The following is a 26180-nucleotide window of genomic DNA, read 5'->3' on the forward strand; positions in this document are numbered from 1 at the left end:
TCAGTTCAGCGGTGCGGAGCGCAGCTCGTTGGCCTCGCGGGCCGAGACCGGCGTGCCGCGATTGCCCCAGGCGGTGCGGATGTAGGAGACGACGGCGGCGACCTCATTGTCGGAGAGCAGGCCCGCGAACGGCGGCATGCCGTATGGCATCGGATTGCCCTTGGTGCCCGGCGGATAGCCGCCGTTGAGCACCATGCGGATCGGGTTGACCGCCGACTGCATCTCGATCGACTGGTTGTTGGCGAGCGGCGGCCAGTGCGGCGGCTTGCCTTCGCCCTGCGTGCCATGACAGCTCGCGCAGTTCTTGTCATAGACGGTCTTGCCGAGGCTGATCAGCAGGCTGCTCTCGGTGGTCGGCAGCGCCGAGCTCGCCGGCGGCGGCGGGGAGGGCTCCGAGATGCCCTTGAGGTACACCGCCATCGCCTTGGTGTCCTCGTCGCTCAGATATTGCAGGCTGTTGTGCACGACTTCGGCCATCGGGCCGTAGACGACACCGCGCGCCGAAACGCCGGTCTGGAGCAGGTCGGTGATGTCCTTGATGCTCCAGTCGCCGAGGCCCGCCTCGCGGTTGGACGTGAGCGAGGGCGCGTACCAGTTCTGCATCGGGATCAGGCCGCCCTTGAAGGCGTCCGATTGCGAGGTGCCGCCGAGCGCGTTGATCGGTGAGTGACACATGCCGCAATGGCCGAGGCCCTCGACCAGATAGGCGCCGCGGTTCCACTCGGCAGATTTCGTCGGGTCCGGCTTGAACTCGCCCTCGCTGAAGAACAGCGTGCGCCAGCCGAGGATGAGCTGACGGTTGTCATAGGGAAAGCGCAGCTCGTGCGGCCTGTTCCTCTGGCTGACCGGCGGGATCGAGCGCAGGTAGGCGAAAATCGCGTCGCTGTCGGCGCGCGTCACCTTGGTGTAGGAGGCGAACGGCATCGCCGGATAGATCAGCCCGCCATCCGGAAAGCGGCCATTGTGCATCGTCCTGTAGAAATCGTCGGCGCTCCATTTGCCGATCCCGGTCTCCGGATCGGGCGTGATGTTGGAGGTGTAGAGCGTGCCGAACGGCGTCGGCATGGCGCGGCCGCCGGCGAACAGGCGGCCTTCCGGTGCGGTGTGGCAGGCGGTGCAATCGCCGGCGCGGGCGAGATATTCGCCGCGCGCGATGATATCGCCGGTCTTGTCTTTGTCCTGCGCCTGCGTGGCCGTCGTGAACGCGGCGAGAGCGAGGAGCGTGATCGACAGTCTTGAGCCCATCATCCGCCTCGTCAGTTGGGCTGGCTGCCGCAGCCAAAAGGCAGCGCGTAGGTGCCTTTCGGCACGGGAGCCGGGTTCGCGGGCGCCGGCCGCGTCGCGAGCCAGGCTGCAACGGCGGTGACGTCGGCCTCGGTCAAATGGCCGGCGACGAGCTGCATGCAGTCGGGCGATTTCGCCGTGCGGTTGCCGTAGCGCCAGGCGCCGAGTTGGGCGCTGATGTAAGGCGCGCGCAAGCCGAGCAGTCCGGGGATGCCGGGCTGCATGCCCGTGAGTCCGGGACCATGGCAGCTCACACAGGCCGGAATGTTGCGGCCCGCATCGCCGCTGGTCGCAAGCTGCTCGCCCTGCGCCAGCACGTCCTTGCCGACCTCGCTCGGCGCCGGTTGCGGCAGCGGCGGGTGCTCGGTGGCAAAATACTCCGCCATCGCCTCCAGATACGGATCCGGCAGGAATTCCAGCAGATAGTTCATCGGCGGATATTTGCGCCGGCCGCTGCGGAAGGCGAGGAGCTGGTTGTAGAGATAACCGGCGGGCTTGCCGGCGAGGCGCGGGAAATAGACGTCGCTGGTGCCTTCGCCCTTGTTGCCGTGACAGGGCGTGCAGGCCTCGACCCGCGCCGCCATCGTATCCGGCGGCTGGTTGGCCGTTTGTGCGGCTGCGCCGTCAAGGGCGGCCAAGATGGCAATGGCCAGAGCAGTGGTGCGAGCGAACAATTCGTCGCCCTCCAGAAGGCTGGGCCGGTTGATTCCGGACCACAACATAGAGCGGCATTATTGCGCCAATATGGTCGCGCGCAAGTTCGGATGGGGACGATGACGTTTGGTCGCGCTCTTGCACTGCATATAACGATCGGATTCGACAAGATTTGCGTGCTTTTTGAAAAGCAAGCGCGGCATCTCAGTCTCGCCGCGCGTCTTGCCCGAGCCTTGTTTCGTGCTTCCATTGACCTCGACACAAAACACAGCTGGGTTCAGAAGGCGGAAGATCGCTACGCTGAAGCTAACGGATGTTGAGTGGCCTACAGGGATTGACCGTGGACCACATTACTCTGACGATCTTCAAGGAAATCGCGGACACCGATCTGGCGACATGCGGGACTTCTGCTGCGGCGTCCCGGGTATCGCTTCGCTCACCCGGGCGACGGGACTCACCCCCGCGGTGACCGCAGCGGCCTGCGCTTCGCCGCATGCCGGCGCGGCGACCGCGTCACACGGGGGCGCAAGCGGCTCGCGGCGGCGCGTTGTGGCTTGGCCGTGACTTGCGGGCCGCGGGCGAGATCCATCAGCATGCGCAGTGCCTCGACGACGGAGCGCTGGCGGACCGCGGTACGGCCGATCGCGCCGAAACGGTGCTCGCGGTGGATGATGCGGCCGTCGCGTGCGGCGGCGGCGAAGTGCACGAGGCCGACCGGCTTGCCGGGCGTGGCGCCGCCAGGGCCGGCGATGCCGGTGATGGCGACCGCGAGGTCGACACCGGCACGCTCCAGCGCGCCGATCGCCATCGCGGTTGCGGTCTCCTTGCTGACGGCACCGAAATTGGCGAGCGTACCTGCTTCAACGCCGAGCATCGCGCGCTTGGCGTCGTTGGAATAGGTGACGAAGCCGCGGTCGATCACGTCGGAGGAGCCGGGGATGTCGGTCAGCGCGCCGGCAACGAGCCCGCCGGTGCAGGACTCCGCCGTGGCGATCGTCAGCTTGCGCATCCGGCACAAATCGAGCAGCGAGCGGGAGAGGGCGCGTGCGTCGCTGCCGGCCATGGCCTAGACGCTCCAGGTCTTCTCGTTAAACGGCAGGCGGATGGTGGCGCTCGCGGTGGCCGCGATGCCTTCCTCGCGGCCGGTGAAGCCGAGCCGCTCGCTGGTCGTCGCCTTCACCGCGACGCGCGAGATGTCGACGCCGGAGATCTCGGCGATGCGCGCGCGCATGGTGTCGCGCAGGGGGCCGATCTTTGGCCGCTCGCAGATCATCGTCACCTCGAGATTGGCAACGCGGCCGCCGCGCTGGGCGACGCGTTCGATGGCGTATTTCAGGAACTGGTCGGAGGAGGCGCCCTTCCACTTCGCATCGCTCGGCGGGAAGTGCGAGCCGATGTCGCCGTCGGCCAGCGCGCCGAGGATGGCATCCACCAGCGCATGCAGGCCGACATCGCCGTCGGAATGCGCGAGAAAACCCTTGCTGTGCGGCACGCGGACACCGCAGATCATGACGTGGTCGCCTTCGCCGAAGGCATGGACGTCGTAGCCCGTGCCGGTCCTGATATCGCCGAGCTGGGCGGCCAGGCGCGCTTCCTCGCGCACGAAGTCTTCGGGAGTGGTGAGCTTCATGTTGGCAACATCGCCTTCAAAGGTTGCAACCGTCAATCCCGCCCATTCGGCAATCGCGGCATCATCGGTGAAATCGCTGCGTCCGTCCTTCGCCGCGCGACGATGCGCCTCGAGGATGACGTCGAAACGAAAGGATTGCGGCGTCTGTGCGATCCGCAGGCGGGCCCGATCCGGCGTGTCCTCGACGTTGCCGCTCGCGCCGGTGAGCTTGATGGTGTCGGTGACGGGAACGACGGGGATCGCGGCGCCGGTGCGGCTCGCCGCATCGATCGCGCGCGAGATCACGCCTTCCGAGACGAAGGGACGCGCGGCGTCGTGGATCAGGACGATGTCGGGCTGGTGCTTTGCGAGCGCTTCGAGACCGGCAAGCACCGAGGCCTGGCGCGTGGCGCCGCCATTGGCCGGCGGCTCGTGCTTCAATCCTGCGACCGCTGCCGTGAACATGGCGCTGTCGTCGGGGTTGACCACGGGCTGCACTGCAAACACGTCGGGGTGGCGGCTGAAGGCTTCCATGGCGCGATAGATCACGGGCTGGCCGCCGATCTCGCGATATTGCTTCGGCCCGCCGGCGCCGGCGCGCAGGCCGCGACCTGCCGCGACAAGAACGACTGCGGTGCGCTGTGATTTCGCCATAGGACTCAAATACTCAGTTGCTAATGAAAGAGTCGGAAGTGGGTGATTGCCGGCATGCCTCTAGCACGGCAGGCCCGCAAAAAAAGGGGGTTTCCCTGGATTGTGGGAAACAGCAATTTGCTGCACTGCACTTGAAAGATTTGCAGAACTGTCTAAACTGTAGGCATGACGCTTGACTGCACAAGAATTGTGCGCAAGATAGGTCATGGCAGGTGCGATGAGGCCCTGCGAGTGAATGAGACCACTGTGACCGGCTCGGCAGGATCAGGCTCCAAGCCCTTGAAAATAGGCGATATTGAGGTCGCCACCCCGGTCTTCCTGGCGCCGATGTCGGGAGTGACTGACTCGCCCGTCCGGCGGTTGGTCGCCGAGCTTGGGGCAGGTCTGGTGGTGTCCGAAATGACCGCCAGCGATGAGCTCGCCAACGGCCACCGGATGTCCCGGTTGCGCTGCGAAGCGACCGGAATCGGTCCGCACGTGGTGCAGCTCGCCGGCTGCGAGGCGCACTGGATGGCCGAAGGCGCCCGGATCGCCGAAGCGGAAGGCGCCGATATCATCGACATCAATATGGGCTGTCCGGCCCGTCACGTTACCGGCGGCCAGTCCGGCTCGGCCCTGATGCGCGATCTCGACCACGCTGTGGGCCTGATCGATGCGACGATCGCGGCGGTGAAGGTGCCGGTGACGCTGAAGATGCGGCTCGGCTGGGACGACCGCAGCCGCAATGCGCCGGAACTGGCGCGGCGCGCGGAAGCCGCGGGCATCAAGCTCGTGACCGTGCATGGCCGCACCCGCTGCCAGTTCTACAAGGGCGAGGCCGATTGGGATGCGATCCGCGCCGTGCGCGAGGCGATCTCGATTCCGCTCATCGTCAACGGCGACATCACCTCGTACGAGAAGGCGCTCGCGGCGCTCGAATCCTCCGGCGCCGACGCCGTGATGATCGGCCGCGGCGCACAGGGCCAGCCCTGGCTGCCCGGCCAGATCGGCCGGCGCCTGAAGGGCGGGGCGGCGGAAGCCACGCCATCGCTCGCGACGCAACTCCATTATGTCCGCACGCTTTATGAAGGCGTGTGCGCGCTCTACGGCCTGCGCGTCGGTCTCAAGCATGCCCGCAAGCATCTCGGCTGGGCGCTCGACGTCGCCGCCGATGCGAGCCGCGCGCCGGTCGAGAAGCTGAAATCCTGGCGCCGGACAATTCTGACGTCCGAGGATCCCCGCATCGTCCACCAGTCACTGCAAGATGCCTTCGACGACTTCGCATGGAGCGCTGCTGCATGAGCTCAGCCGCTGAACAACGTCGGCCGCTACCGTCCGACAGCGATGCGATCCTGGACGCGCTTCCCAATCCCGTGCTCCTGATCGGGCCGGACGGCAAGATCGTCGCCGCCAACATCGCAACCGAAGCCTTCTTTGAGATCTCGACGCAATTCCTGAAGCGGCAGTCGCTGAAAGAGCTGGTGCCGTTCGGCAGCCCCTTGCTGGCGCTGATCGACCAGGTGCGCTCGTCGAACTCGCCGGTGAACGAATACAAGGTCGATTTGGGCACGCCCCGCATGGGCGGCGATCGCCAGGTCGATCTGCACGTCGCCCCGCTCACCGAGCGGCCCGGCCATATCGTGGTGATGCTTCAGGAGCGCACCATCGCCGACAAGATGGATCGGCAGCTCACCCATCGCAGCGCCGCGCGCTCGGTGATAGCGCTAGCAGCGATGCTCGCGCATGAGATCAAGAATCCGCTCTCCGGCATCCGCGGCGCGGCGCAGCTGCTGGAGCAGCAGGCCTCGTCCGAGGACCGCATGCTGACGCGGCTGATCTGCGACGAGGCCGACCGCATCGTGACGCTGGTCGACCGCATGGAGGTGTTCGGCGACGAGCGTCCCGTGGTGCGCGGGCCGGTCAATATCCATTCGGTGCTCGATCACGTGAAGCGGCTGGCGCAGTCGGGCTTTGCCCGCAACATCCGCTTCATCGAGGACTACGATCCCTCGCTGCCGCCGGTGCTGGCGAACCAGGATCAGCTGATCCAGGTGTTCCTCAATCTCGTGAAGAACGCCGCCGAAGCCTTGATCGACGTGCCCGATGCCGAGATCCAGCTCACCACCGCGTTCCGCCCCGGCGTGCGCCTGTCAGTCCCCGGTCAAAAATCCCGGGTATCCTTGCCGCTCGAATTCTGCGTGAGGGACAACGGACCAGGCGTGCCGGACGATCTTCTGCCCAACCTGTTCGATCCCTTCGTGACCACCAAGCAGACCGGCTCGGGTCTGGGCCTCGCCCTGGTCGCAAAGATCGTCGGCGATCACGGGGGCATCATCGAATGCGAATCTCAGCCGCGCAAGACCACCTTCCGCGTGCTGATGCCGATGTATTCCACATCGGTCAAACATGCCGATCACAGCAGTCGCGACGGCTCTGCCGGGAAGTCGTCGTCTGCATCACAGGGGGCAAAATGAGGATTAACAATGCCCGCAGGTAGCATTCTCGTTGCAGATGACGACACCGCCATCCGCACGGTTCTCAATCAGGCTCTGTCCCGCGCCGGCTATGAGGTCAGGCTCACCGGCAATGCCGCAACGCTATGGCGCTGGGTCAGCCAGGGGGAGGGCGATCTCGTCATCACCGACGTGGTGATGCCGGACGAAAACGCCTTCGACCTGCTGCCGCGGATCAAGAAGATGCGGCCGAATTTGCCCGTCATCGTCATGAGCGCGCAGAACACCTTCATGACGGCGATCCGCGCCTCCGAGCGCGGGGCGTACGAGTATCTGCCGAAGCCCTTCGACCTGAAGGAGCTGATCGCCATCGTCGGCCGTGCGCTCGCCGAGCCGAAGGAGCGAACCTCGACGCCGGACGAGGACGCCGAGATGGAGGCGATCCCGCTGGTCGGCCGTTCGCCGGCGATGCAGGAAATCTACCGCGTGCTGGCGCGCCTGATGCAGACCGACCTCACCGTGATGATCACGGGTGAGTCCGGAACCGGCAAGGAGCTGGTGGCGCGCGCGCTGCACGATTACGGCAAGCGCCGCAACGGCCCGTTCGTCGCCGTCAACATGGCGGCGATCCCGCGCGACCTGATCGAGTCCGAGCTGTTCGGCCATGAGCGCGGCGCCTTCACCGGCGCCAACACCCGCGCCTCGGGCCGGTTCGAGCAGGCCGAGGGCGGCACGCTGTTCCTCGACGAGATCGGCGACATGCCGATGGAGGCGCAGACCCGCCTGCTGCGCGTGCTCCAGCAGGGCGAATACACCACCGTCGGCGGCCGCACCCCGATCAAGACCGACGTGCGGATCGTTGCGGCCTCCAACAAGGATCTGCGCGTGCTGATCCAGCAGGGCCTGTTCCGCGAGGACCTGTTCTTCCGACTCAACGTCGTGCCGTTGCGGCTGCCTCCCTTGCGCGAGCGCATCGAGGATCTGCCGGATCTCGTGCGCCACTTCTTCGCGCTGGCCGAGAAGGACGGCCTGCCGCCGAAGAAGCTGGATGCGCTGGCGCTGGAGCGGCTGAAGCAGCACCGCTGGCCCGGCAACGTGCGCGAGCTCGAAAATCTCGCCCGGCGCCTCGCGGCGCTCTATCCGCAGGATGTGATCACGGCCTCCGTCATCGACGGCGAGCTTGCGCCGCCCTCGGTCAGCCCGGGTGCTGCGGTCCAGCAGGGCGTCGACAATCTCGGCGGCGCGGTGGAGGCGTATCTGTCCTCGCACTTCCAGGGCTTTCCGAACGGCGTGCCGCCGCCGGGCCTCTATCACCGCATCCTCAAGGAGATCGAGGTGCCGCTGCTCACGGCCGCGCTGGCGGCGACCCGCGGCAACCAGATCCGCGCCGCGGACCTGCTCGGCCTCAACCGCAACACCCTGCGCAAGAAGATCCGGGACCTCGACATCCAGGTCTATCGGAGCGGGGGCTAGTTCTAGCTCGCCGCCTCGGACGGTGGCTCAGCTCCCCCTACCAAGGCGGAGCTGAGCCTGTCCGGATCGCGCTGGCCTTGATGGCTGACGCGGTGAGCAGAAGTCCGAATCGGACTGAATTGTTCCGCCGGAACATTCAAATGAGTCATTCGACCGCGGGGTGCGGTCTCGCGCCTATCTGACCAGTCGGGCTGACGCCGGCAGCATGGCCACGTCAGCCGGTGCCTGTCTGCCGGGGCCGTTGACCAGCAGGTCGGAAGCCACGATCAGCAGCAGAACGGCCGCGACCATTATCGCGAGAAAGAACCTGTCCATCCCAGTCAAGCCGGAATGGACGGATTCCGTTCCCGCTGACCCGGCGTGCCCTGTGGATGCGCCGGTCCGTCGCGGCAGGGGCGCCGCGGAATTGTCGCAATTCGGCAACAATGTGGTACGAATACATCAGTATCCGCCGCCGCCGCGGACCCCTGTTTTCAGCACCCATTGCCGGAATGACCAGCGCAGACACCTCGGCCGCATCCTTTGACACGGCCCCAGCTGAAGAGCCCCGACGCTGGTCGCCGCGACGCTGGCTGGCGCCCTTTGCCGTGGCGCTGGCGCTGCTGTCGGGCCTGCTGACCTTCCTGGTCCTGACTGGCCTCACTAGGATCGATCCGACGCCGGAGGTGGTCCGCACGTTCTATCTGATGAATGCGGGCACGATCCTGCTCCTGGTCGGGATCATCGTCCGCGAGCTCTGGCAGCTCATCCTGGCGCGCCGGCGGGGCAGGGCGGCGGCACGTCTCCATGTCCAGATCGTCAGCCTCTTTTCGATCGTGGCGGTGCTGCCGGCCGTGCTGGTTTCCGTCGTCGCCAACGTCACCCTCGAGCGCGGCCTCGACCGGTTGTTCTCCGGGCCGACCAAGGAGGTCATCCAGAATTCGCTGAACATCGCGCGGGCCTATATGCAGGACCATGCGCAGCTGATCCGCGGCGACATTCTCGGCATGGCCAACGATATCGCGCACGCCCGGCCGCTCTACGACCAGGATCGGCGGTCGTTTCGCGAGCTGCTGACGGCCAGTGCCAGCTCCCGCAATCTGCCGGGCGCGATGATCATCGACAAGAACACCAACATCCTGGAATCCGCCGACACCGGCATGCGGCTGGCCTATTCGCCGCCGGCGCCGGACTTCCTCAGCAACGTCAACGAGTCCGAGCCCGAGATCGCGGTGCTGCCGGATGCGAGCTTCGTCGCCGCGGTGATCCGCCTGCGCGCCTTCAGCGACACCTTCCTCTATGTCGCGCGGCCGCTCGATCCGAACGTGGTCAACCAGCTCAAGCAGACCGAGGTCAGCGTCGCCGAATATGCCCAGATCGAGTCGCGGCGGCTCGGCATCCAGGTCGCCTTCGCGCTGATGTTCGCGGTGATCGCGCTGACCATCCTGATGGCTTCGGTGCTGATCGGGCTGAACTTCGCTAACTCGCTGGTCTCGCCGATCCGGCGGCTGATGAACGCGGCCCACACGGTCTCGACCGGCAACCTTCACGTGAAGGTGCCGGTGCACCAGTCGGAGGGCGATCTCGCCCAGCTCGGCGAAACCTTCAACAAGATGACGCAGGAATTGCGCAGCCAGCGCGACGAACTGGTCAACGCCAGCGACCTCATCGACAGCCGTCGCCGCTTCATCGAAGCGGTGCTGTCCTCGGCGAGCGCCGGCATCATCGGCGTCGATACTTCGGGCAGCGTCGGCATCCTCAACCGCTCCGCCGAGAAGCTGATCGGGCACTCCGAAGCGGAGACGCTCGGCCATGCGCTCTCCGACGTCCTGCCGGAGCTCGACGAGATGATGAAGACGGCGCGGGAAGGCACCCAGCGCCTGGTGCAGGGCCAGATCACGATCACCCGCGACGGACAGGAGCGCAACCTCTCGGTCCGCGTCAGCGCCGAGAAGAACCAGCCGCACGACAGCTACATCATCACGCTCGACGACATCACCGAGCTGGTGTCGGCACAGCGCACCTCGGCCTGGGGCGATGTGGCGCGCCGCATCGCCCATGAGATCAAGAACCCGCTGACGCCGATCCAGCTCTCGGCCGAGCGCATCCGCCGCAAGTTCGGCAAGGACATCACCGAGACCAAGGACAAGCAGATCTTCGAGCAGTGCACCGACACCATCGTGCGCCAGGTCGACGACATCAGGCGCATGGTCGACGAATTCTCGCGCTTCGCGCGGATGCCGAAACCGGTGATGGAGGGCGAGGACGTCGTCGACACCGTGCGGCAGGCGGTGTTCCTGATGAAGGTCGCCCACCCCGAGCTCGATATCGAGGCCGAGTTCAAGGAAGATCCGCTGCGCGCCCAGTTCGACCGGCGGCTGATTTCGCAGGCGGTCACCAACATCGTCAAGAACGCCACCGAGGCAATCGAGCAGGTCCCGCCGGAAGAGCTCGGCAAGGGCCGCATCGACGTCGTGGTGTCGCGCGAGGGCGAGGACGTGCTGATCGACGTCATCGACAATGGCATCGGCCTGCCCAAGGTGGCGCGCTCGCGACTGCTCGAGCCGTATGTGACGACGCGGGCCAAGGGCACCGGCCTTGGCCTTGCGATCGTCGGCCGCGTGCTGGAAGACCATGGCGGGCGCATCGAGTTGAAGGACGCCTCCGACTTCCGCGCAGGCCAGCGCGGCGCCTGGATGCGGATGCGCTTTGCGATCTCCGGCACGCCGGCGAAGACCGAAGGGACCGAGCGGGCGCCGGCCGTCAAGAATACGCGCGAGGAAGCGACCGCGGAAACGGTCAAGGATGCGGCGAAGGAAGCGGAAATCGCCAAGGAATCCGTCAAGGGCACGGAAACAAAAGGGCCGGCAGCCGAAACCAAAGAGCCGGCTGAAAAGACCAATGATTCAACGAAGATCGAAGCCTCAACAGGCAGCTGACAAGACAGGCGCGACCCATGGCAAGTGAAATTCTGATTGTCGATGATGAGGCCGATATTCGGGATCTCGTTGCGGGCATTCTCGAGGACGAGGGGTTCGTCACCCGGACTGCACGCGACAGCGACTCGGCCCTGGCCGAAATCGCCAACCGCAGGCCGCATCTGGTGTTCCTCGACATCTGGCTCCAGGGCTCCAAGCTCGACGGCTTGCAGCTCCTGGAGCAGGTCAAGAAGGACAATGCCGACCTGCCGGTCGTGATGATCTCCGGCCACGGCAACATCGAGACCGCGGTCGCCGCGATCAAGCGCGGCGCCTACGACTTCATCGAGAAGCCGTTCAAGGCGGACCGGCTGATCCTGGTCGCCAACCGCGCGCTGGAGAACTCGCGGCTCAAGCGCGAGGTCAAGGAGCTGAAGCAGCTCGCACCGAGTGCAAGCTCGCTGGTCGGCCGCTCGCCCAGCATGAACCAGCTGCGCCAGACCATCGAGCGCGCGGCCAAGGCCAACAGCCGCATCCTGATCGTCGGCCCCGCCGGCGCCGGCAAGGAGCTGACTGCGCGCACGCTGCACACGGCCTCGGGCCGCGCCGACGGTCCCTTCGTCGTCATCAACGCCGCCGCGATCACGCCCGAGCGCATGGAGCACGAGCTGTTCGGCGTCGAGCAGTCCAATGGCGAGCAGCCGCGCAAGCCGGGCGCGCTCGAAGAGGCGCATGGCGGCACGCTGTTCATCGACGAGATCGCGGACATGCCGCGCGAGACCCAGAACAAGATCTTGCGCGTGCTGGTCGAGCAGTCGTTCCAGCGCGTCGGCGGCACCGGCAAAGTGCAGGTCGACGTGCGCATCATCTCCTCGACGGCGCGCAACCTGGAGGAGGAGATCGCGGCCGGCCATTTCCGCGAGGACCTCTATCATCGCCTCTCGGTCGTGCCGATCCGCGTGCCCGCACTCTCGGAGCGGCGCGAGGATATTCCGGAGCTGATCGACTACTTCATGGAGCAGATCTCGGCCGGCAGCGGCCTGCCCAAGCGGCAGATCGGACAGGACGCGATGGCAGTGCTGCAATCGCATGTCTGGCCCGGCAATGTGCGCCAGCTCCGCAACAACGTTGAAAGAGTCATGATTCTGGCCGCGGGCGGACCGGAGGTCATCATCACCGCCGACATGCTGCCGCAGGACGTCGGCTCGATGGTGCCGGCGATGCCGACCAGCAACAATGGCGAGCACATCATGGGCCTGCCGTTGCGCGAAGCGCGCGAAGTGTTCGAGCGCGACTATTTGATTGCACAGATCAGCCGTTTTTCAGGAAATATTTCTCGCACGGCTGAGTTCGTTGGCATGGAACGGTCGGCACTGCATCGAAAGCTGAAGGCACTCGGCGTCGGTTAGAACGCTGCGAGCGAATTGGATACCGGTCCGCATACAGAAATCGCCGCGACGTCGTGGCGGCTCGTCAGGGATAAGCGAGGAAAATCATCGATTTCCGTAGTTTTTCGGGGCAATAGGGCATGGGCTGCCGCGTGAAGCGGCTTGCCTAATATCCCGACCTGTCCTCTAATCGAACCGCTGTTCCTCCGAGGGGGATCTCATGAGGAGCGGCAACCGGAAGAGGTCCCGAATTTCACAAAGAGGGCCGCAACCGGTGCAATAAAAAGAAACTCAAAGCGAGAAAAAAACAATGGCGGCAGACCGCGCACAAAACCTACAGGACACCTTCCTTAATCACGTTCGCAAAACCAAGACGCCACTGACGATCTTTCTGGTCAACGGAGTGAAGCTCCAGGGCATCGTGACCTGGTTCGACAATTTCTGTTTGCTGCTTCGGCGCGACGGTCACTCGCAGCTCGTCTACAAGCATGCGATCTCGACCATCATGCCGGGCGCTCCGATCCAGCTGTTCGAAGGCGGCGAGGATCAGCCGGCTTGAGAGTGACCTGATTGGAACCCCGGAATTTCGACGGGGATGCCGACCGTTCGCGGCCGGCAGGGGCTAAGCAAACGGGGCGGGTGCTTGTCATCGGCCCCTACTTGCGTGTGCGCGCGGGCGGTACCGACGCGCAATCGGAAAGCCATGTCGTGCGTGACGCCGAGGCCCGGCTCGATGAAGCCGCGGGCCTCGCGCGCGCGATCGATCTCGTCATCGCCGACGCCATCATCGCGCCGATCAGCCAGATCCGTCCCGCCACCTATATCGGCAAGGGCAAGGTCGAGGAGATCGCCGCGCTGGCCAAGAGCCTCGACGTCGAGCTCGTGGTGATGGATTGCGCGCTGGCGCCGATCCAGCAGCGCAACCTCGAGAAGGAGCTGCACGCCAAGGTGCTCGACCGCACCGGCCTGATCCTGGAAATCTTCGGCCGCCGCGCCAAGACCAAGGAAGGCTCGCTCCAGGTCGAGCTCGCGCATCTCAACTACCAGCGCTCGCGCCTTGTGCGATCCTGGACCCATCTGGAACGCCAGCGCGGCGGTTTCGGCTTCATGGGCGGTCCCGGCGAGACGCAGATCGAGGCCGACCGCCGCCTGATCCAGGAGCGCATCTCCAAGCTCGAGGGCGAACTGAAGAAGGTGCAGGCGACGCGGCGGCTGCATCGCGCCGGGCGCCAGCGCGTGCCGTATCGCGTCGTCGCATTGGTCGGCTACACCAATGCCGGCAAGTCGACGCTGTTCAACCGCCTGACGCGCGCCGACGTGCAGGCCGCCGACATGCTGTTTGCAACCCTCGATCCGACCCTGCGCGCGCTCACCCTGCCGCATGGCGGCAAGGCGATGCTGTCCGACACCGTCGGCTTCATCTCCAATCTGCCGACGCAGCTCGTCGCCGCCTTCCGCGCCACGCTGGAGGAGGTGCTGGAAGCCGACGTCATCCTGCATGTCCGCGATATCTCGCATGAGGACGCCGAGGCGCAGCAGAGCGACGTCGACGCGGTGCTGCGCCAGCTCGGCATCAATCCCGACGATTCCGGCCGCATCATCGAGGTCTGGAACAAGATCGACCGTTACGACGCCGAGCAGCGCGAAGAGCTCTTGAACATCGCCGCGCGCAGGCCGGAGGATCATCCGGCGATGCTGGTCTCGGCCGTGTCAGGCGAGGGGGTCGACGCGCTGCTCGCCGCGATCGAGGAGCGGCTTGCGGCCAAACGCACCACGCTCGATCTCTCGATCGACGCCGGCGACGGTGCCGGAATCAGCTGGCTGCACCGCAATTCCGAGGTGCTGACCAAGGAGCTGCACGACGGCCGCTTCGACATGACCGTGCGGGTGGACGAGACCAAGCGCGATATCGTGGTGAACCGGTTCGACGCCGTGCCGCGTCTGTCGGCGTAAGCCACGCTTCGCGTCCCGGATTGCGCTTCGCTCCGACCGGGCTACGAACCGAGAAGATCACTTGGACAGGTCGAGGCGCATGAACTGGTTGTGCGGGCTCGCCTGATAGTCAGCGAACGGCTCGCAGGATACGAAACCGGCGCTCCGGTACAGCGAGATGGCGGGAGCGTGCAGCGGCGCTGTGCCCGTCTCCAAACTGAGTTGCTGATATCCTCGCTTGCGGCCCTCGGCAATGATGTGGTGCAGCAGAGCGCGTCCGACCCCGCTACGCCGCGCAGTGGGCGCAGCGCGCATCGACTTCACTTCGCCGTGCGTCTCATCCAATTGCTTCAAAGCCCCGAATCCAGCCAGCACATCACCCTGCCAGGCCGTCCAGAACGTGACGCTCGCAGCCGAAAGACCGCTCGCGTCCAGCGCCTGCGCATGCTCGCCCATGACGCTGCGGAGCTCTTCCAGATGATGCGCCAACAAATAGGCGACATAGGGGGCCGTCGGATCGTCCTGCCTGATTTCCACGTCGCGCCCCCCGCATCAGATTGCCGTCTTCGCCGCATTCCACAGCGCGTCCATTTCCGCCAGCGACGCCTGCTCCAGCGTCCGGCCCTGCGCTTCCAGAGAGCGCTCGATATAGGCAAAGCGGCGCTCGAACTTTGCGTTGGTCGCGCGCAGCGCGGCTTCCGGATCGGCATCGACATGGCGGGCGAGGTTGACGAGGGCGAACATCAAATCGCCGGTCTCTTCGGCGATCTCCTGCTTGTCATTGCGATCCAGCGCGGCCTCGATCTCGTCGGCTTCTTCGCGGATCTTTTGCAGAACCGCGCGCGGGTCGTTCCAGTCGAAGCCGACGGTGGAGGCCTTGCGCTGCAGCTCCATGGCGCGGGTCAGCGCAGGCTGGCCGGCCTTCACGCCCGAGAGCAGGGATTTGTGCGACGGAGCTTCCTCCGGCGGCCGGCGCGCAGCGCGCTCGGCTTTCTCCTCGGCCTTGATGCGGTCCCAGACTTCCTTGACGTGGGAGGAGGCGAGATTGCCGTCCTTGTCGGCGAAGACATGGGGATGCCGCCGGATCATCTTGCGGGTGATGGCCTCGACCACGTCTCCAAAGGCGAACGCGTTCTGCTCCGAAGCCATCTGGGCGTGGAACACGACCTGGAGCAGGAGGTCGCCGAGCTCTTCGCGCAAATCGTCGAGATCGCCGCGGGTGATGGCGTCCACCACCTCATAGGCTTCCTCGATCGTGTAGGGCGCGATGGTCGCAAAATTCTGCTCGAGGTCCCAGGGACAGCCGGTCACCGGCGTGCGCAGCGCGGCCATGATCTCGATCAGGCGGGAAATGTCGCGGGAAGGGGTCATTGCGGGCCATTGCTCCTGGGTCTCCAGCCTTATGCCAAAAGCGGCCCGCCGATCCCAGCGCGGCGCGACGGAACGGGCCGATTTCCACCGATTGGCGGGCCCGTTCCGCAGTGCTAAAGCGCGGGGCCATGAGTGACGCATTTTCATCCGAAACCGCCCTGGTGCTGTTCTCCGGCGGGCAGGACTCCACCACCTGCCTTGCCTGGGCGCTCAGCCGCTTCGCGCGCGTCGAGACGCTGGGGTTCGACTACGGCCAGCGCCATGCTGTTGAGCTCGCTTGCCGTGATCGTCTGTTCGATGGCCTCAAGGGCCTGCGCGCGGATTGGGCGGACAAGCTCGGCGAGAGCCACACGCTGTCGATCCCGACCTTAGCCGCGATCTCGGACACGGCGCTGACGCGCGACGTCGCGATCGCGATGGGCACGGACGGCCTGCCCAACACCTTCGTGCCCGGCCGCAATCTGGTGTTCCTCACCTTTGCCGCGGCGCTGGCCTACCGGCGCGGCATCACCCACATCGTCGGCGGCATGTGCGAGACCGATTATTCCGGCTACCCCGATTGCCGCGACGAGACCGTCCGCGCCATGCAGGCCGCGCTCGCGCTCGGCATGGCCCGTAAATTCGAGCTGCATACGCCGCTGATGTGGATCGACAAGGCCGCGACGTGGAAGCTCGCGCATGACCTCGGCGGCGAGGGCCTCGTCGATCTCATCCGCGAACAGTCGCACACCTGCTATCTCGGCGAACGCGGCGCGCAGCATGAGTGGGGATACGGCTGCGGCGAGTGCCCGGCGTGCAGCCTGCGGGCGAAGGGGTGGAACGAGTACGTGGCGCACAGGTAGCGTCTCAAACTCCACCGTCATAGCGAGGAGCTCTTGCGACGAAGCAATCCAGAATCCCTCCGCGGAAAGATTCTGGATTGCTTCGCTGCGCTCGCAATGACGGGTGTGGTTCGACCTACCTAAAATCCTCCGGCTTCAGCTCAATCGGCTTGCCGTGCGGCGTCCTGTCGGCGGCGTGGTCCCAGGCGTCGCGGTAGCGGTGCAGCGTCTCCGTGGATGCGACACCCTTGCGTGCGACGAGCCCCTCCAGCGTGGCGAGCCAGTGCAGGTAGTAGGTTTCGCCCGTATCGGGGTCGCCGGCGGCCTGCGCGCGCTTGATCTCGGAGGCCAAGGCTGCGGCCCATTCCGGCCAGGTGAACACGCCGCGCTCGTGCAGGCTCAAGGCCATCGCGAACGCATGGGCCTCCCAGGGCGCGCGGAACACCGGGCCGTCGTCATCGCGCGGAATGCTCGGAATGGCCGCGGTCGCGGCGGCAGCAAGCGTGCTGCTCATCACGCCAGGTCCAGATACGGCTCGAACGCGTCGATCGAGACCTTCGAGGTCGGATCGCCATCCGCGCCCCAGAGATCGCTGCCCTCGAACACGACCGTGTAGAGCCATTGCGGATTTTCGCCGAGCTCCATCGCCGCCGAATCCGGAAAGACGTGGCAGCCATGGTTGAGCTCGACCACGCCGATATGGCCGCGGACATAGCGCGGCAGCCGCGTGTGCGTCGCCGGATGGATATTTTTCGCCCGCACGCGATCGCCGATGTTGAATTTCGCTGGCGCCGGGGCAGGGCGGGCGAACTTGCCGCGCACCATGACGCGCTCGACATTGGCGAGGTCGAACTTGCCATGCTTGAGCGCCTTCGCAGGCTGGATCGCGTGGCCGGCGGCGACCTCCTCGCGGGTGAGGTAGCCCTTCTCGATCAGCATCTCCTCGAGACCGAGAAACCATTTCTTGTAATAGGAGCTTGACAGGTACACGTGCGGTGGCAGCGTCTCGCGATAGAAGCGCGAGGTGTCGATGTTGAAGGCGCCGGCCGCGCCCATCGCGCGCACCATCGCGAGAACGCGGGATTCCCATTCCTCGTGAAACATCGGTTCGTTCGGCTCGGGCTCGACCTTGCCGAACCCGTCCATGCCGCCCATGTCGTGCACGCCGTTCATGACGGCGCTCCCGGGGTCTTGGGGAATCCGGTGCCGATCATGGAATCGCGCGTGACAAGCTCGGCGAGCTGCTCCTCGCTCCAGCCCTCCGTACCCCCGGGGCGCATCGGCAGCACCAGGAAGCGCGTCTCGGCGGTGGAATCCCAGACGCGAACTTCGATATCCCTGGGCAGCGCGACGCCGAAATCGGCGAGCACGCCGCGCGGGTCCTTCACCGCGCGCGAACGGTAGGGCGCGGCCTTGTACCAGACCGGCGGCAGCCCCAGCATTTCCCAGGGGTAGCAGGAGCACAGCGTGCACACGACCATATTGTGCCGCTGCGGCGTGTTCTCGACCACGACGAGATGGTCGCCGACGCGGCTGACATGGCCGAGCGTGCCGATCGCCTTCGAGCCATCCTCGAGCAGCGCCTGCTTGAAGGCCGGATCGGTCCAGGCCTTGGCGACGACGCGGGCACCGTTGTGCGGGCCGATCCTGGTCTCGTAGGCCTGGATGATGGCATCGAGCGCGGCCGGCTCGACATAGCCTTTTTCAGTCAGGATCGTCTCGAGCGCGCGCACGCGCAGCTCGGTCTCGGACAGTTCGGAATGGTCGTGATCGTGGTGATGATGATGGTCGCTCATGGACGGAAGATAGTCCCAGAATCCGGGCCTTGTCGAGGCGAAGACTCTGCTAACATCGGGCCATGGGATGGGCTGCACGAACCGGAATAACCGCCGCAATCGCGGCTCTTGTCGTATTCGCAGCGCAGGATGCGCGCGCCGCGAATGGCGCCTATGCGGTGGATGCCGCCGACATCTCCGAGGTCGGCTCCTGCAAGGTCGAAAGCTGGCTGTCGACGGCTTCAAACACCGATGTCGAGGCAGTCGCCAATCCCTCCTGCGTCGTCGATCCTTTCAGGCCGATCGAGCTGAGCATGCAGACCATCCGGGCCCGCAACGACGGCGACTGGAGCACGACGGTCGCTCCGAAAGCCAAGACGAATTTCGTCCCGACCGGCATCGGCCGGTGGGGATTGTCGGCTTATGGCGGCGGATCATTCGATGCGGCGACCGGCGAGGCGCTGTCCGCCTTTGCCGTCATCCCCGCGACCTTTCGCCTGTCCGAGACCATGCGCGTCAACGTCAACGGCGGCTGGCTCTGGGATCGCACGGTCGATCGCCACTATCTGACCTACGGCATCGGCTTCGACTGGAAGTTCACCGACACGTTGCAGTGGACGATCGAGGCCTTTGGCCAGGCCGGCGCGTCCGAAATCGCGAGCGCCGTGCAGCCGCGCTTTCAGACCGGCGTCCGCTACCGGCCGAACGAGATATTCTCCGTCGACGTGATCTACGGCCGCAACATCACCGGCGAGAACGCCAACTGGATCACCATCGGGACCACCATCCGGTTTCCGGTCCGCGGCAGCGAGCCGGAGCACCGGCGCACCGGGCATTTGTGACCGCGAGGGAAAATCAGGCGCCGGGCGGCAGAACCCGCGTCAAGCCATTGATCGCGCCGCGGACAGTCCTTATACGCCGCGCAGGGACAAAAGCGGCCCGGCCAACGGGCGGCACGACGCAACGACAATCGAGGGGGAGGGCCCATGGCCGCGAGCTCACAGGCACCTGAGGCGAAAGGGTTTCGCTGGAAACTGATCGCACCGCTCGTGGTGTGGCTGGCGATCTATCTGTGGCCGGTGCCATCAGGGCTCAACGTCAATCAATGGCACTACTTTGCGGTGTTCGCGGCCGTCATCACCGGGCTCATCCTGGAATCGATGCCGGTCGGCGCGGTCGGCCTGATCGGGCTGACGGTCGCCGGCGTCGGCGGCTATATCGATCCCGATCCGACCAAGTCGCTGCGCTGGATGCTGGCGGGCTTTGCCGAGAGCACGGTGTGGCTGATCGTCGGCGCCTTCGTGTTCTCGATCGGCTATCGCAAGAGCCAGCTCGGCCGGCGCATCGCGCTGGTGCTGGTGCAAAAGCTCGGCCGCAACACGCTCGGCCTCGGCTATGCGGTCGCGATGTCGGACTTCCTGCTCGCGCCGGCAACGCCCTCCAACACCGCGCGCAGCGGCGGCATCGTCTATCCCATCATCAGCAACATCCCGCGCATCTATGGCTCCGAGCCGGGATCGACCGCCGGCAGGATCGGTACCTATGTGATGTGGACCGCGTTCGCGGCGACCGCGGTCACCAGCTCGCTGTTCTTCACCGCGCTCGCGCCCAATGCGGCGGCGCTCGCCATCGCCAAGAAGACCGTCGGGGTCGAGGTGAGCTGGGGCCAGTGGTTCATCGGCTTTGCGCCGCTCGGCATCCTCCTGATGATCCTCGTCCCGCTGCTCAGCTATCTGGTGTGCCGGCCCGAAGTGAAGCGCAGCCCGGAAATCGCCGAATGGGCGGCAAAGGAGCTCAGCGAGATGGGCCCGATGTCGCGCAACGAATGGATCATGCTGGCGCTTATCGTGCTCGCGATGTTCCTGTGGATCGCGGGCTCCAGCCCGGACATCAACGTGCCGCTGCTCGGCTCGAACTTCGTCAACGCCACCACCGTCGTCTTCATCGTGATCTCGTTGATGCTGGTCACGGGCGTGATCGAGTTTGCCGACATCGTCAGCGAGAAGAGCGCCTGGGAGGTGTTCTTCTATTTCACCTCGCTGCTGACGCTGGCCTCGGGCCTCAACGAGATCGGCTTCATCAAATGGTTCGCGACCGAGTACGCAAAGCCGCTCGCCGGGCTGTCGCCGTCGACCGCGATGATCCTGCTGGTCGCGCTGTTCTTCTGGATCCACTATTTCTTCTCCAGCATCACCTCGCATGCCGCCGCCGTGCTGCCTGTCGTGCTCGCGGTCGGCTCGGGCATTCCCGGCCTGCCGGTCACGACGCTCGCCATGCTCTGCATGTATTCGCTCGGCCTGATGGGCGTGATCTCGCCTTACGCCACGGGGCCGGCGCCGATGTATTTCGGCAGCGGCTATATCGGGAAGGGCCAGTTCTGGGGTTTTGGCCTGGTCTTCGGGCTGCTCTATTTCGCAGGCCTTCTGCTGATCGTGCTGCCCTGGTTGCAGGTCCACTGAGCCGGGCGGCGCGACTGATGCCCCCGGCAGATGAATTTTCTTCGCCGGGGCGGGATTGGGAAAACTTCGTCCAACTCCCAGCAAATATCTGACATTGCAAGAAAGACCCGTTCGGGCGATGGTGCATGCTGCGGTGCAGCGCGCTCGACCCGGGCGCCCGGTCGCAGTTTCATTCCCCGTCGCGCGATGCGACCTGGTTCCCGTGCGCCCCCTGGGACACGCGGCAAGCGAACTATTGTACAAGAAGGCCGCCGCCATGAACGCCCACCAATCGCTCGCGATCGGACAGAGGATCGAAACGCGCGATGCGATTTCACCTGCCGCGACCGCGCCGGACGCGATGGTCCGTTTCGAAGGCATTTCGAAGACCTATCCGGCCTATCGCGGCAAGCCCGGCGTCAACGCCCTGCAGGACATCGACTTCGCGATCCCGCGCGGCTCGATCACCGGCGTGATCGGCCGCTCCGGCGCCGGCAAGTCGAGCCTGGTCCGGCTGATCAACGGGCTGGAGAAGCCGACCACGGGACGCGTGATCGTCGACAACAAGGATATCTCGGCGCTGGCGGGCCGCGAGTTGCGGCTGGCGCAGCGCTCGATCGGCATGATCTTCCAGCATTTCAACCTGCTGTCGTCGCGCACCGCGGCCGACAACATCGCGTTGCCGCTCGAGATCGCCGGCTGGGCCAGGGCGGATATCAAGGCCCGCGTCGCCGAGCTGCTGGCGCTGGTCGGCATCGCCGACAAGCACGACCGTTATCCCTCGGAACTGTCCGGCGGCCAGAAGCAGCGCGTCGGCATTGCGCGGGCGCTGGCGACACGGCCGAGCGTGCTGCTGTCGGACGAGGCGACGTCCGCGCTCGATCCGCAGACCACGCGCGCGATCCTCGATCTGCTTGCCAACATCAACCGCGAGCTTGGCGTGACCATCGTGCTGATCACCCACGAGATGTCCGTGGTGCGCCAGCTCGCCAGGGAAGTCGTGGTGCTCGATGCCGGCCATGTCGTCGAGAGCGGCCACGTCGCCGACATCTTCACCCGTCCCAAACATCCGATCACGCAGTCCTTCCTGGCCGAAGTGGTCGGCGACAGCCTGCCGGTGTCGCTGGCGAGCCGGATCGTGTCGGAGCCGTCTGCCGGCGGGCAGGCCGTGATCCGCGTCCAGGTGCGCGGGGCGGGGGCCGGCGACACGCTGGTGGCGCGGCTCGCGCGCGAGCTCGGCCTCGACGTTGCGCTGCTTGCGGCGCGTATCGACGAGATCGGCGGCCAGCATGTGGGCTCGCTCACCCTTGGTATCCCTCTCGGTATTTCCAGCGGCGAAGACGCGGTGACGCGGACGCTCGCCTGGCTCTCTCAATATCAATTCCCGGCGGAGCGTCTCGGCTATGTCGCCTGAACTCATCAATTTGATCATCCAGGCCACCTTCGAAAGCCTGTACATGGTCGGTATCGCAGCGCTGCTCGGTACCGCCTTCGGCCTGCCGCTCGGCGTGTTCCTGGCGACCAGCCGGAAAGGGGAGCTGTTCGCGGCCCCCGTCGTCAATCGCGTGCTCGGCATCGTCGTCAATGCGACGCGCTCGACGCCCTTCATCATCCTGGTCGTCGCCATCATCCCGTTCACGCGGCTCGTCGCCGGCACCTCGATCGGTTCGACCGCGGCGATCGTGCCGCTGACCATCGCCTCGACGCCGTTCATCGCGCGCCTCGTCGAAGCCGCGATCCGCGAGGTCGACGGCGGCCTGATCGAGACCGCGTCCTCGTTCGGGGCTTCCCCGATGCAGATCGTGTTCAAGGTGCTGATCCCCGAGGCATTGCCCGGCTTGTTGCTGGCCCTGACGCTCGCGGTGGTGAGCCTGCTCGGCTACTCCGCCATGGTCGGCGCCGTCGGAGGCGGGGGTCTGGGGGATCTCGGCATCCGTTACGGCTACCAGCGCTTCATGCCGGAGATGATGCTGGCCGTCGTCGTCGTGCTGATCGCACTGGTCCAGCTCGTCCAGAGCGCCGGCGACTATCTGGCGGGCCGGGTCAATCGCCGGCTGCGGCATCGCTGACACAAGCTTCTACACACCGGAGAGCTCAATGCGCTTTCCGGCAACGCTCGCGGCTGCAGCCAGCGAGTGATGTCGCCTTCGTCAGCGTGAATTCACTCCGCCGCCAGTTCGACCTCGCTCGCGGTGGGCAATCCGATCGACGGCGGGCCGGCAACCAGGCTGTCGAGGTCGACCAGCAACAGATCGGCAATGTGGGTGAGCTGGTGGAGCGGGATGCTGACCTCGCCGTTCTCGGCACGTGACACGTAATCGGGCGAGACGCCAATGAAGTTCGCAATCTGGAGCTCGGTATAGCCCCGTGCTTCGCGCGCGCCGCGCACCTGCGCACCAATATGCTGCCGGTGCAGAGCCTGCTCTGCTTCGGTCATCATGAGGGCCTGCTCGTCCAGGCTCGCAACACCGTCCGCGAATGCGACGCCGAGCAGTCTGCGCTTCTGCCATGCCACACGACAGGGTTTTCGCAGCCCGTCGGCAAAGATCAGCGTGGCCTCCTTCGGAAACGACAGCGACCAGTCGAGCTTCAGCCTTGCGCCCGTGCCTGATACGTCCGAGATCGTGCAGGGGATGCTGACGATGCCTCTGGCGCCGTCAAACTCGATGATCCCGGTCCTCGCGGTCGGTTGCCTGGTCGCAGCGCGCAATTCGCTCATGGACGTCGAACCCCGGGTGCCCAGCACGCGCTGGCGCAGAACGTTGCGGCGCGTTCCGCAAAATGAATGAAGTATCCCGCGGCTGAATCTACCTCCTGGGTTCCTCAGGCTCAATCGAGCCTGGCGGGCATGGTAAAGGATTCGTTCTCCGCGCTCGCCTTCGATGTCGGCGAATGTCCTGTCCGGTCGATCGACCGTGTTCGTCTAGAAGGATTCCAAATCCGGAGCACATGCACGTTGGGTCGCGCATGGGCGCATTCGCCGCAGTTGCTGCGCACAGCTCTGGAGAAATTCTAACGCTGTTCCTATCGCACTCCGAAATCGCCTGCGTTAGGGCGGGGCATCAAGAACGATACCGGCAAAGCCGGCAGTGCGTGGGGCCTCGCAAGACGTGACCAACTTCCAACTTCCTTCGCGTTCCCAAACGCGTCTTCGACAGCTTCAGGTGTTTTTCTTCGGCGCCGTCAGCACATTTTCTCTCGTCGCCCCCTTCGGTTCGGTGCAGGCGCAGACGCAAATTCCCGCTGTCTCCGTTGAAGCGCCGGCTCAGCGTGCCCGTCCCGCGGCGGTTGCTTCGTCGCGACGGTCGGCAACGACGCGCAGCTCCCGCACCAATCGTCACGCTCCCGCGCAGCAAGCCGCGCCAACCCGGTCGGCCTCGAACGGCGCCACCGGCGAACGCGCCAACGGTCCGGTGCGCGGGTTCGTCGCCACGCGCAGCGGCACCGCCACCAAGACCGATACGCCGCTGATCGAAACGCCGCAGTCGGTGTCCGTCGTCACCACCGACCAGGTCAGGAACCAGGGCGCGGTCTCGATCGGCGAGGCCCTGCGCTACACCGCCGGCGTCAGCGGCGACGTCAATGGCGGTTCGGACACCCGCTTCGGCGCCCTCCAGATCCGCGGCTTCGACACCACCATGTCGGGCCTCTACGTCGACGGCCTGCGAATCCCATCGAGCAACTACGTGCACTTCAACGGCCTCGATCCCTACGGCGCCGAGCGCCTCGAGGTCCTCAAGGGGCCGTCCTCGGCGATGTATGGCGGCAGCGGCACCGGCGGCATCCTCAACTACGTGACCAAGCTGCCGACCGCGCAGCAGTTCGGCGAGGTCTCGGTCTCCGGCGGCAGCTTCAACCGCTATCAGGGCCAGTTCGACATGGGCGGCCCCGCCAACAAGGACGGCACCGTGCTGTGGCGCCTGACCGGCGTGGTGCGTGACGGCGAGACCCAGGTCGACTTCACCAAGGACAACCGCGTCTTCATCGCGCCCGCAATCACCTTCACGCCGAACGAGGACACCACCATCACGATTCTGGCCAACTACCAATGGGACCGGGCAGGGTGGGGCCTCCAGTTCCTGCCCGCCTCAGGCACGGTGTGGCCGAACAACGGCCGCACCATCCCGGTCTCGTTCTTCGCGGGCGTGCCGAGCTTCAACGCGTTCAACACCGAGATCGCAACCGCCGGCTACCAGCTCTCGCACAATTTCACCGACAACATCACGTTCCGGCAGAACCTGCGCTACGCCTATCAGCACAACGAGGAAAAGGTGTTTTACGGCGGAGGCTATACCGACGAGGCCGCGGGGCAGCTCGCGCGTTTCGGCAGCTACAGCAACTCGTACATCAACTCCTTCGCGGTGGACAACCAGCTCCAGGGCAAGTTCACCACCGGCATCCTCAGCCACACCACGCTGGTCGGGATCGACTATCGCAACACCTCCTTCCGCGACACCGCCTTTGGCGTCACGACCTCGGCCCCCGAGATCAACGTGTTCAACCCGGTCTATAGCTACGACTGGACCATCGGCGCGATGAGCGACAACACCGGCGTCAAGCAGTCGCAGGTCGGCCTCTACGCGCAGGACCAGATCAGGCTCGGCCGGCTGTCATTCCAGCTCGGCGGCCGCCAGGATTTCGTCACCACGCAGGTCGACAGTGGTATCTTCGACACATCGGTCTCGAAGGATGCTTCGGCCTTCACTGGCCGCGCCGCCGTGATGTACAATTTCGACAACGGCATCGCGCCGTATTTCAGCTATTCCGAGTCGTTTCTGCCGGTGCTCGCGACCGGACCGCGCGGCCAGCTGCTCAACCCTGAAACCGGCGTGCAGTACGAGGTCGGCGTCAAGTACCAGCCGATCGGATGGAACGCGCTGTTCACCTTCGCCGCCTTCGACCTGACGCGCGACAACGTCGTCACCTACGCCCCTCCGCTGAACGTTGCTGAGCAGACCGGTCAGGTGAAATCGCGCGGCATCGAGCTCGAAGGTACCATGTCGCTCGCCGACGGCTGGAACCTGCGCGCCGCCTATGCCTATGTCGACGCCATGCTCACGCAGGATCCGGTGAATGTCGGCAAGGCGCCGGTCACCGTGCCGCTCAACCGTGCCTCGCTGTGGAGTGACTACACGCTTCAGAACGGGCCGCTCGCCGGCCTCCAGTTCGGCGGCGGCGTCCGCTATGTCGGCGCGACCTGGGGTGACGATGCCAACACGTTCAAGGTGGGAGCCTCGACCGTGCTGGATGCGCTTGTTGCCTACACCAGGGACAATTGGCGCCTGTCGCTGAACGTCACCAACCTTGCCGACACGCGCTATGTCGCCGCCTGCTACAGCCTATCGGGCTGCTTCTACGCGGAGGGACGCAAGGCCATCGGCAAGCTGACCTATCGCTGGTGAGTTCAAATTGAAAACGATCCGGCAAGCGGACCGGACCTGTTTGGTGAGAG

At 65.5% G+C, this 26180-nt stretch carries 24 protein-coding genes; 14 read left to right on the plus strand and 10 right to left on the minus strand.

Annotation, left to right across the window (positions count from 1 at the left end):
• Together WN73_RS39025 and WN73_RS39030 are read right to left on the minus strand one after the other, a co-directional pair.
• Complete coding sequence (locus WN73_RS39025) at positions 1-1245, minus strand: cytochrome c (RefSeq protein ID WP_161534963.1); 1245 nt, start codon at positions 1243-1245, stop codon at positions 1-3.
• 11 nt (positions 1246-1256) lie between these two features.
• Positions 1257-1868 carry a c-type cytochrome gene (locus tag WN73_RS39030; protein WP_271557928.1) on the minus strand — a complete coding sequence of 204 codons (612 nt, stop codon included), beginning with the start codon at positions 1866-1868 and terminating at the stop codon, positions 1257-1259.
• A 189-nt stretch (positions 1869-2057) separates the two neighbouring features.
• Here WN73_RS39030 and WN73_RS39035 point away from each other — a divergent pair, with 189 nt between their 5' ends.
• Positions 2058-2258 carry a hypothetical protein gene (locus tag WN73_RS39035; protein WP_129557617.1) on the plus strand — a complete coding sequence of 67 codons (201 nt, stop codon included), beginning with the start codon at positions 2058-2060 and terminating at the stop codon, positions 2256-2258.
• Between the two features lie 134 nt (positions 2259-2392).
• Here WN73_RS39035 and WN73_RS39040 read toward each other — a convergent pair whose 3' ends face one another.
• Together WN73_RS39040 and WN73_RS39045 are read right to left on the minus strand one after the other, a co-directional pair.
• Complete coding sequence (locus WN73_RS39040; RefSeq protein WP_271557551.1) at positions 2393-3001, minus strand: CinA family protein; 609 nt, start codon at positions 2999-3001, stop codon at positions 2393-2395.
• A gap of 3 nt (positions 3002-3004) precedes the next feature.
• The gene (locus WN73_RS39045) at positions 3005-4201 is read right to left on the minus strand and encodes a bifunctional 2-C-methyl-D-erythritol 4-phosphate cytidylyltransferase/2-C-methyl-D-erythritol 2,4-cyclodiphosphate synthase (protein ID WP_271557552.1); all 1197 of its coding nucleotides are present in this window, start codon (positions 4199-4201) and stop codon (positions 3005-3007) included.
• 279 nt (positions 4202-4480) lie between these two features.
• Here WN73_RS39045 and dusB point away from each other — a divergent pair, with 279 nt between their 5' ends.
• The 7 genes from dusB (at position 4481) to hflX (ending at position 14344) form a co-directional block, all read left to right on the plus strand.
• Positions 4481-5482: a tRNA dihydrouridine synthase DusB gene (gene dusB, locus WN73_RS39050; protein ID WP_271557929.1), complete on the plus strand. Its 1002-nt coding sequence runs from the start codon at positions 4481-4483 to the stop codon at positions 5480-5482.
• A complete protein-coding gene (locus WN73_RS39055) occupies positions 5479-6654 on the plus strand; it encodes a two-component system sensor histidine kinase NtrB (RefSeq protein ID WP_011087259.1) in 1176 nt (391 codons plus the stop codon). Before dusB ends, WN73_RS39055 begins: the two co-directional genes overlap by 4 nt.
• Before the next feature lie 9 nt (positions 6655-6663).
• Positions 6664-8106, plus strand: a complete 1443-nt coding sequence (gene ntrC / locus WN73_RS39060) for a nitrogen regulation protein NR(I) (protein WP_028174062.1) — start codon at positions 6664-6666, stop codon at positions 8104-8106.
• Between the two features lie 491 nt (positions 8107-8597).
• The gene (locus WN73_RS39065) at positions 8598-11024 is read left to right on the plus strand and encodes a sensor histidine kinase NtrY-like (protein ID WP_271557554.1); all 2427 of its coding nucleotides are present in this window, start codon (positions 8598-8600) and stop codon (positions 11022-11024) included.
• Between the two features lie 17 nt (positions 11025-11041).
• Positions 11042-12412 carry a nitrogen assimilation response regulator NtrX gene (gene ntrX, locus WN73_RS39070; protein WP_011087262.1) on the plus strand — a complete coding sequence of 457 codons (1371 nt, stop codon included), beginning with the start codon at positions 11042-11044 and terminating at the stop codon, positions 12410-12412.
• 289 nt (positions 12413-12701) lie between these two features.
• Positions 12702-12950 carry an RNA chaperone Hfq gene (gene hfq, locus WN73_RS39075; RefSeq protein ID WP_007591126.1) on the plus strand — a complete coding sequence of 83 codons (249 nt, stop codon included), beginning with the start codon at positions 12702-12704 and terminating at the stop codon, positions 12948-12950.
• A gap of 11 nt (positions 12951-12961) precedes the next feature.
• Entirely contained in the window at positions 12962-14344 is a 1383-nt protein-coding gene (gene hflX / locus WN73_RS39080; RefSeq protein WP_271557556.1) for a GTPase HflX, read from the plus strand.
• Positions 14345-14401: 57 nt separating this feature from the next.
• Here hflX and WN73_RS39085 read toward each other — a convergent pair whose 3' ends face one another.
• Complete coding sequence (locus tag WN73_RS39085; protein WP_011087264.1) at positions 14402-14860, minus strand: GNAT family N-acetyltransferase; 459 nt, start codon at positions 14858-14860, stop codon at positions 14402-14404.
• 15 nt (positions 14861-14875) lie between these two features.
• Positions 14876-15694, minus strand: a complete 819-nt coding sequence (gene mazG / locus WN73_RS39090) for a nucleoside triphosphate pyrophosphohydrolase (protein ID WP_271557559.1) — start codon at positions 15692-15694, stop codon at positions 14876-14878.
• A gap of 128 nt (positions 15695-15822) precedes the next feature.
• Here mazG and queC point away from each other — a divergent pair, with 128 nt between their 5' ends.
• Complete coding sequence (gene queC / locus WN73_RS39095; protein WP_271557561.1) at positions 15823-16536, plus strand: 7-cyano-7-deazaguanine synthase QueC; 714 nt, start codon at positions 15823-15825, stop codon at positions 16534-16536.
• Between the two features lie 115 nt (positions 16537-16651).
• Here the strand turns inward: queC and WN73_RS39100 are convergent, their stop codons facing one another.
• From WN73_RS39100 to nthA, 3 genes are read right to left on the minus strand one after another with little or no spacing between them, the layout of a single operon-like run.
• Positions 16652-17029 carry a nitrile hydratase accessory protein gene (locus WN73_RS39100; protein WP_161534959.1) on the minus strand — a complete coding sequence of 126 codons (378 nt, stop codon included), beginning with the start codon at positions 17027-17029 and terminating at the stop codon, positions 16652-16654.
• The gene (gene nthB, locus WN73_RS39105) at positions 17029-17688 is read right to left on the minus strand and encodes a nitrile hydratase subunit beta (protein ID WP_271557564.1); all 660 of its coding nucleotides are present in this window, start codon (positions 17686-17688) and stop codon (positions 17029-17031) included. Before nthB ends, WN73_RS39100 begins: the two co-directional genes overlap by 1 nt.
• Entirely contained in the window at positions 17685-18311 is a 627-nt protein-coding gene (gene nthA, locus WN73_RS39110) for a nitrile hydratase subunit alpha (RefSeq protein ID WP_271557566.1), read from the minus strand. The genes nthB and nthA overlap by 4 nt, the downstream gene beginning before the upstream one ends.
• Positions 18312-18373: 62 nt before the next feature.
• Between nthA and WN73_RS39115 the strand changes: the two genes are divergently transcribed.
• The 4 genes from WN73_RS39115 (at position 18374) to WN73_RS39130 (ending at position 22797) form a co-directional block, all read left to right on the plus strand.
• A complete protein-coding gene (locus WN73_RS39115; protein WP_271557568.1) occupies positions 18374-19132 on the plus strand; it encodes a hypothetical protein in 759 nt (252 codons plus the stop codon).
• A 144-nt stretch (positions 19133-19276) separates the two neighbouring features.
• Positions 19277-20749 carry a DASS family sodium-coupled anion symporter gene (locus WN73_RS39120; protein ID WP_271557570.1) on the plus strand — a complete coding sequence of 491 codons (1473 nt, stop codon included), beginning with the start codon at positions 19277-19279 and terminating at the stop codon, positions 20747-20749.
• 256 nt (positions 20750-21005) lie between these two features.
• Positions 21006-22142, plus strand: coding sequence for a methionine ABC transporter ATP-binding protein (locus WN73_RS39125; RefSeq protein ID WP_211433385.1), 1137 nt, complete (start codon positions 21006-21008; stop codon positions 22140-22142).
• Positions 22132-22797, plus strand: a complete 666-nt coding sequence (locus WN73_RS39130; RefSeq protein WP_011087273.1) for a methionine ABC transporter permease — start codon at positions 22132-22134, stop codon at positions 22795-22797. Before WN73_RS39125 ends, WN73_RS39130 begins: the two co-directional genes overlap by 11 nt.
• Positions 22798-22889: 92 nt before the next feature.
• Here WN73_RS39130 and WN73_RS39135 read toward each other — a convergent pair whose 3' ends face one another.
• Positions 22890-23447, minus strand: a complete 558-nt coding sequence (locus tag WN73_RS39135) for a helix-turn-helix domain-containing protein (protein ID WP_271557573.1) — start codon at positions 23445-23447, stop codon at positions 22890-22892.
• Positions 23448-24141: 694 nt separating this feature from the next.
• Here WN73_RS39135 and WN73_RS39140 point away from each other — a divergent pair.
• Positions 24142-26130 (plus strand): TonB-dependent siderophore receptor, encoded by a 1989-nt coding sequence (locus WN73_RS39140; protein WP_271557930.1) that lies wholly within the window; start codon positions 24142-24144, stop codon positions 26128-26130.
• The last annotated feature ends 50 nt before the right edge of the window (positions 26131-26180 follow it).

This window comes from Bradyrhizobium sp. CCBAU 45394 (assembly GCF_028128655.1).
Classification (GTDB): Bacteria; Pseudomonadota; Alphaproteobacteria; order Rhizobiales; family Xanthobacteraceae; genus Bradyrhizobium; species Bradyrhizobium diazoefficiens.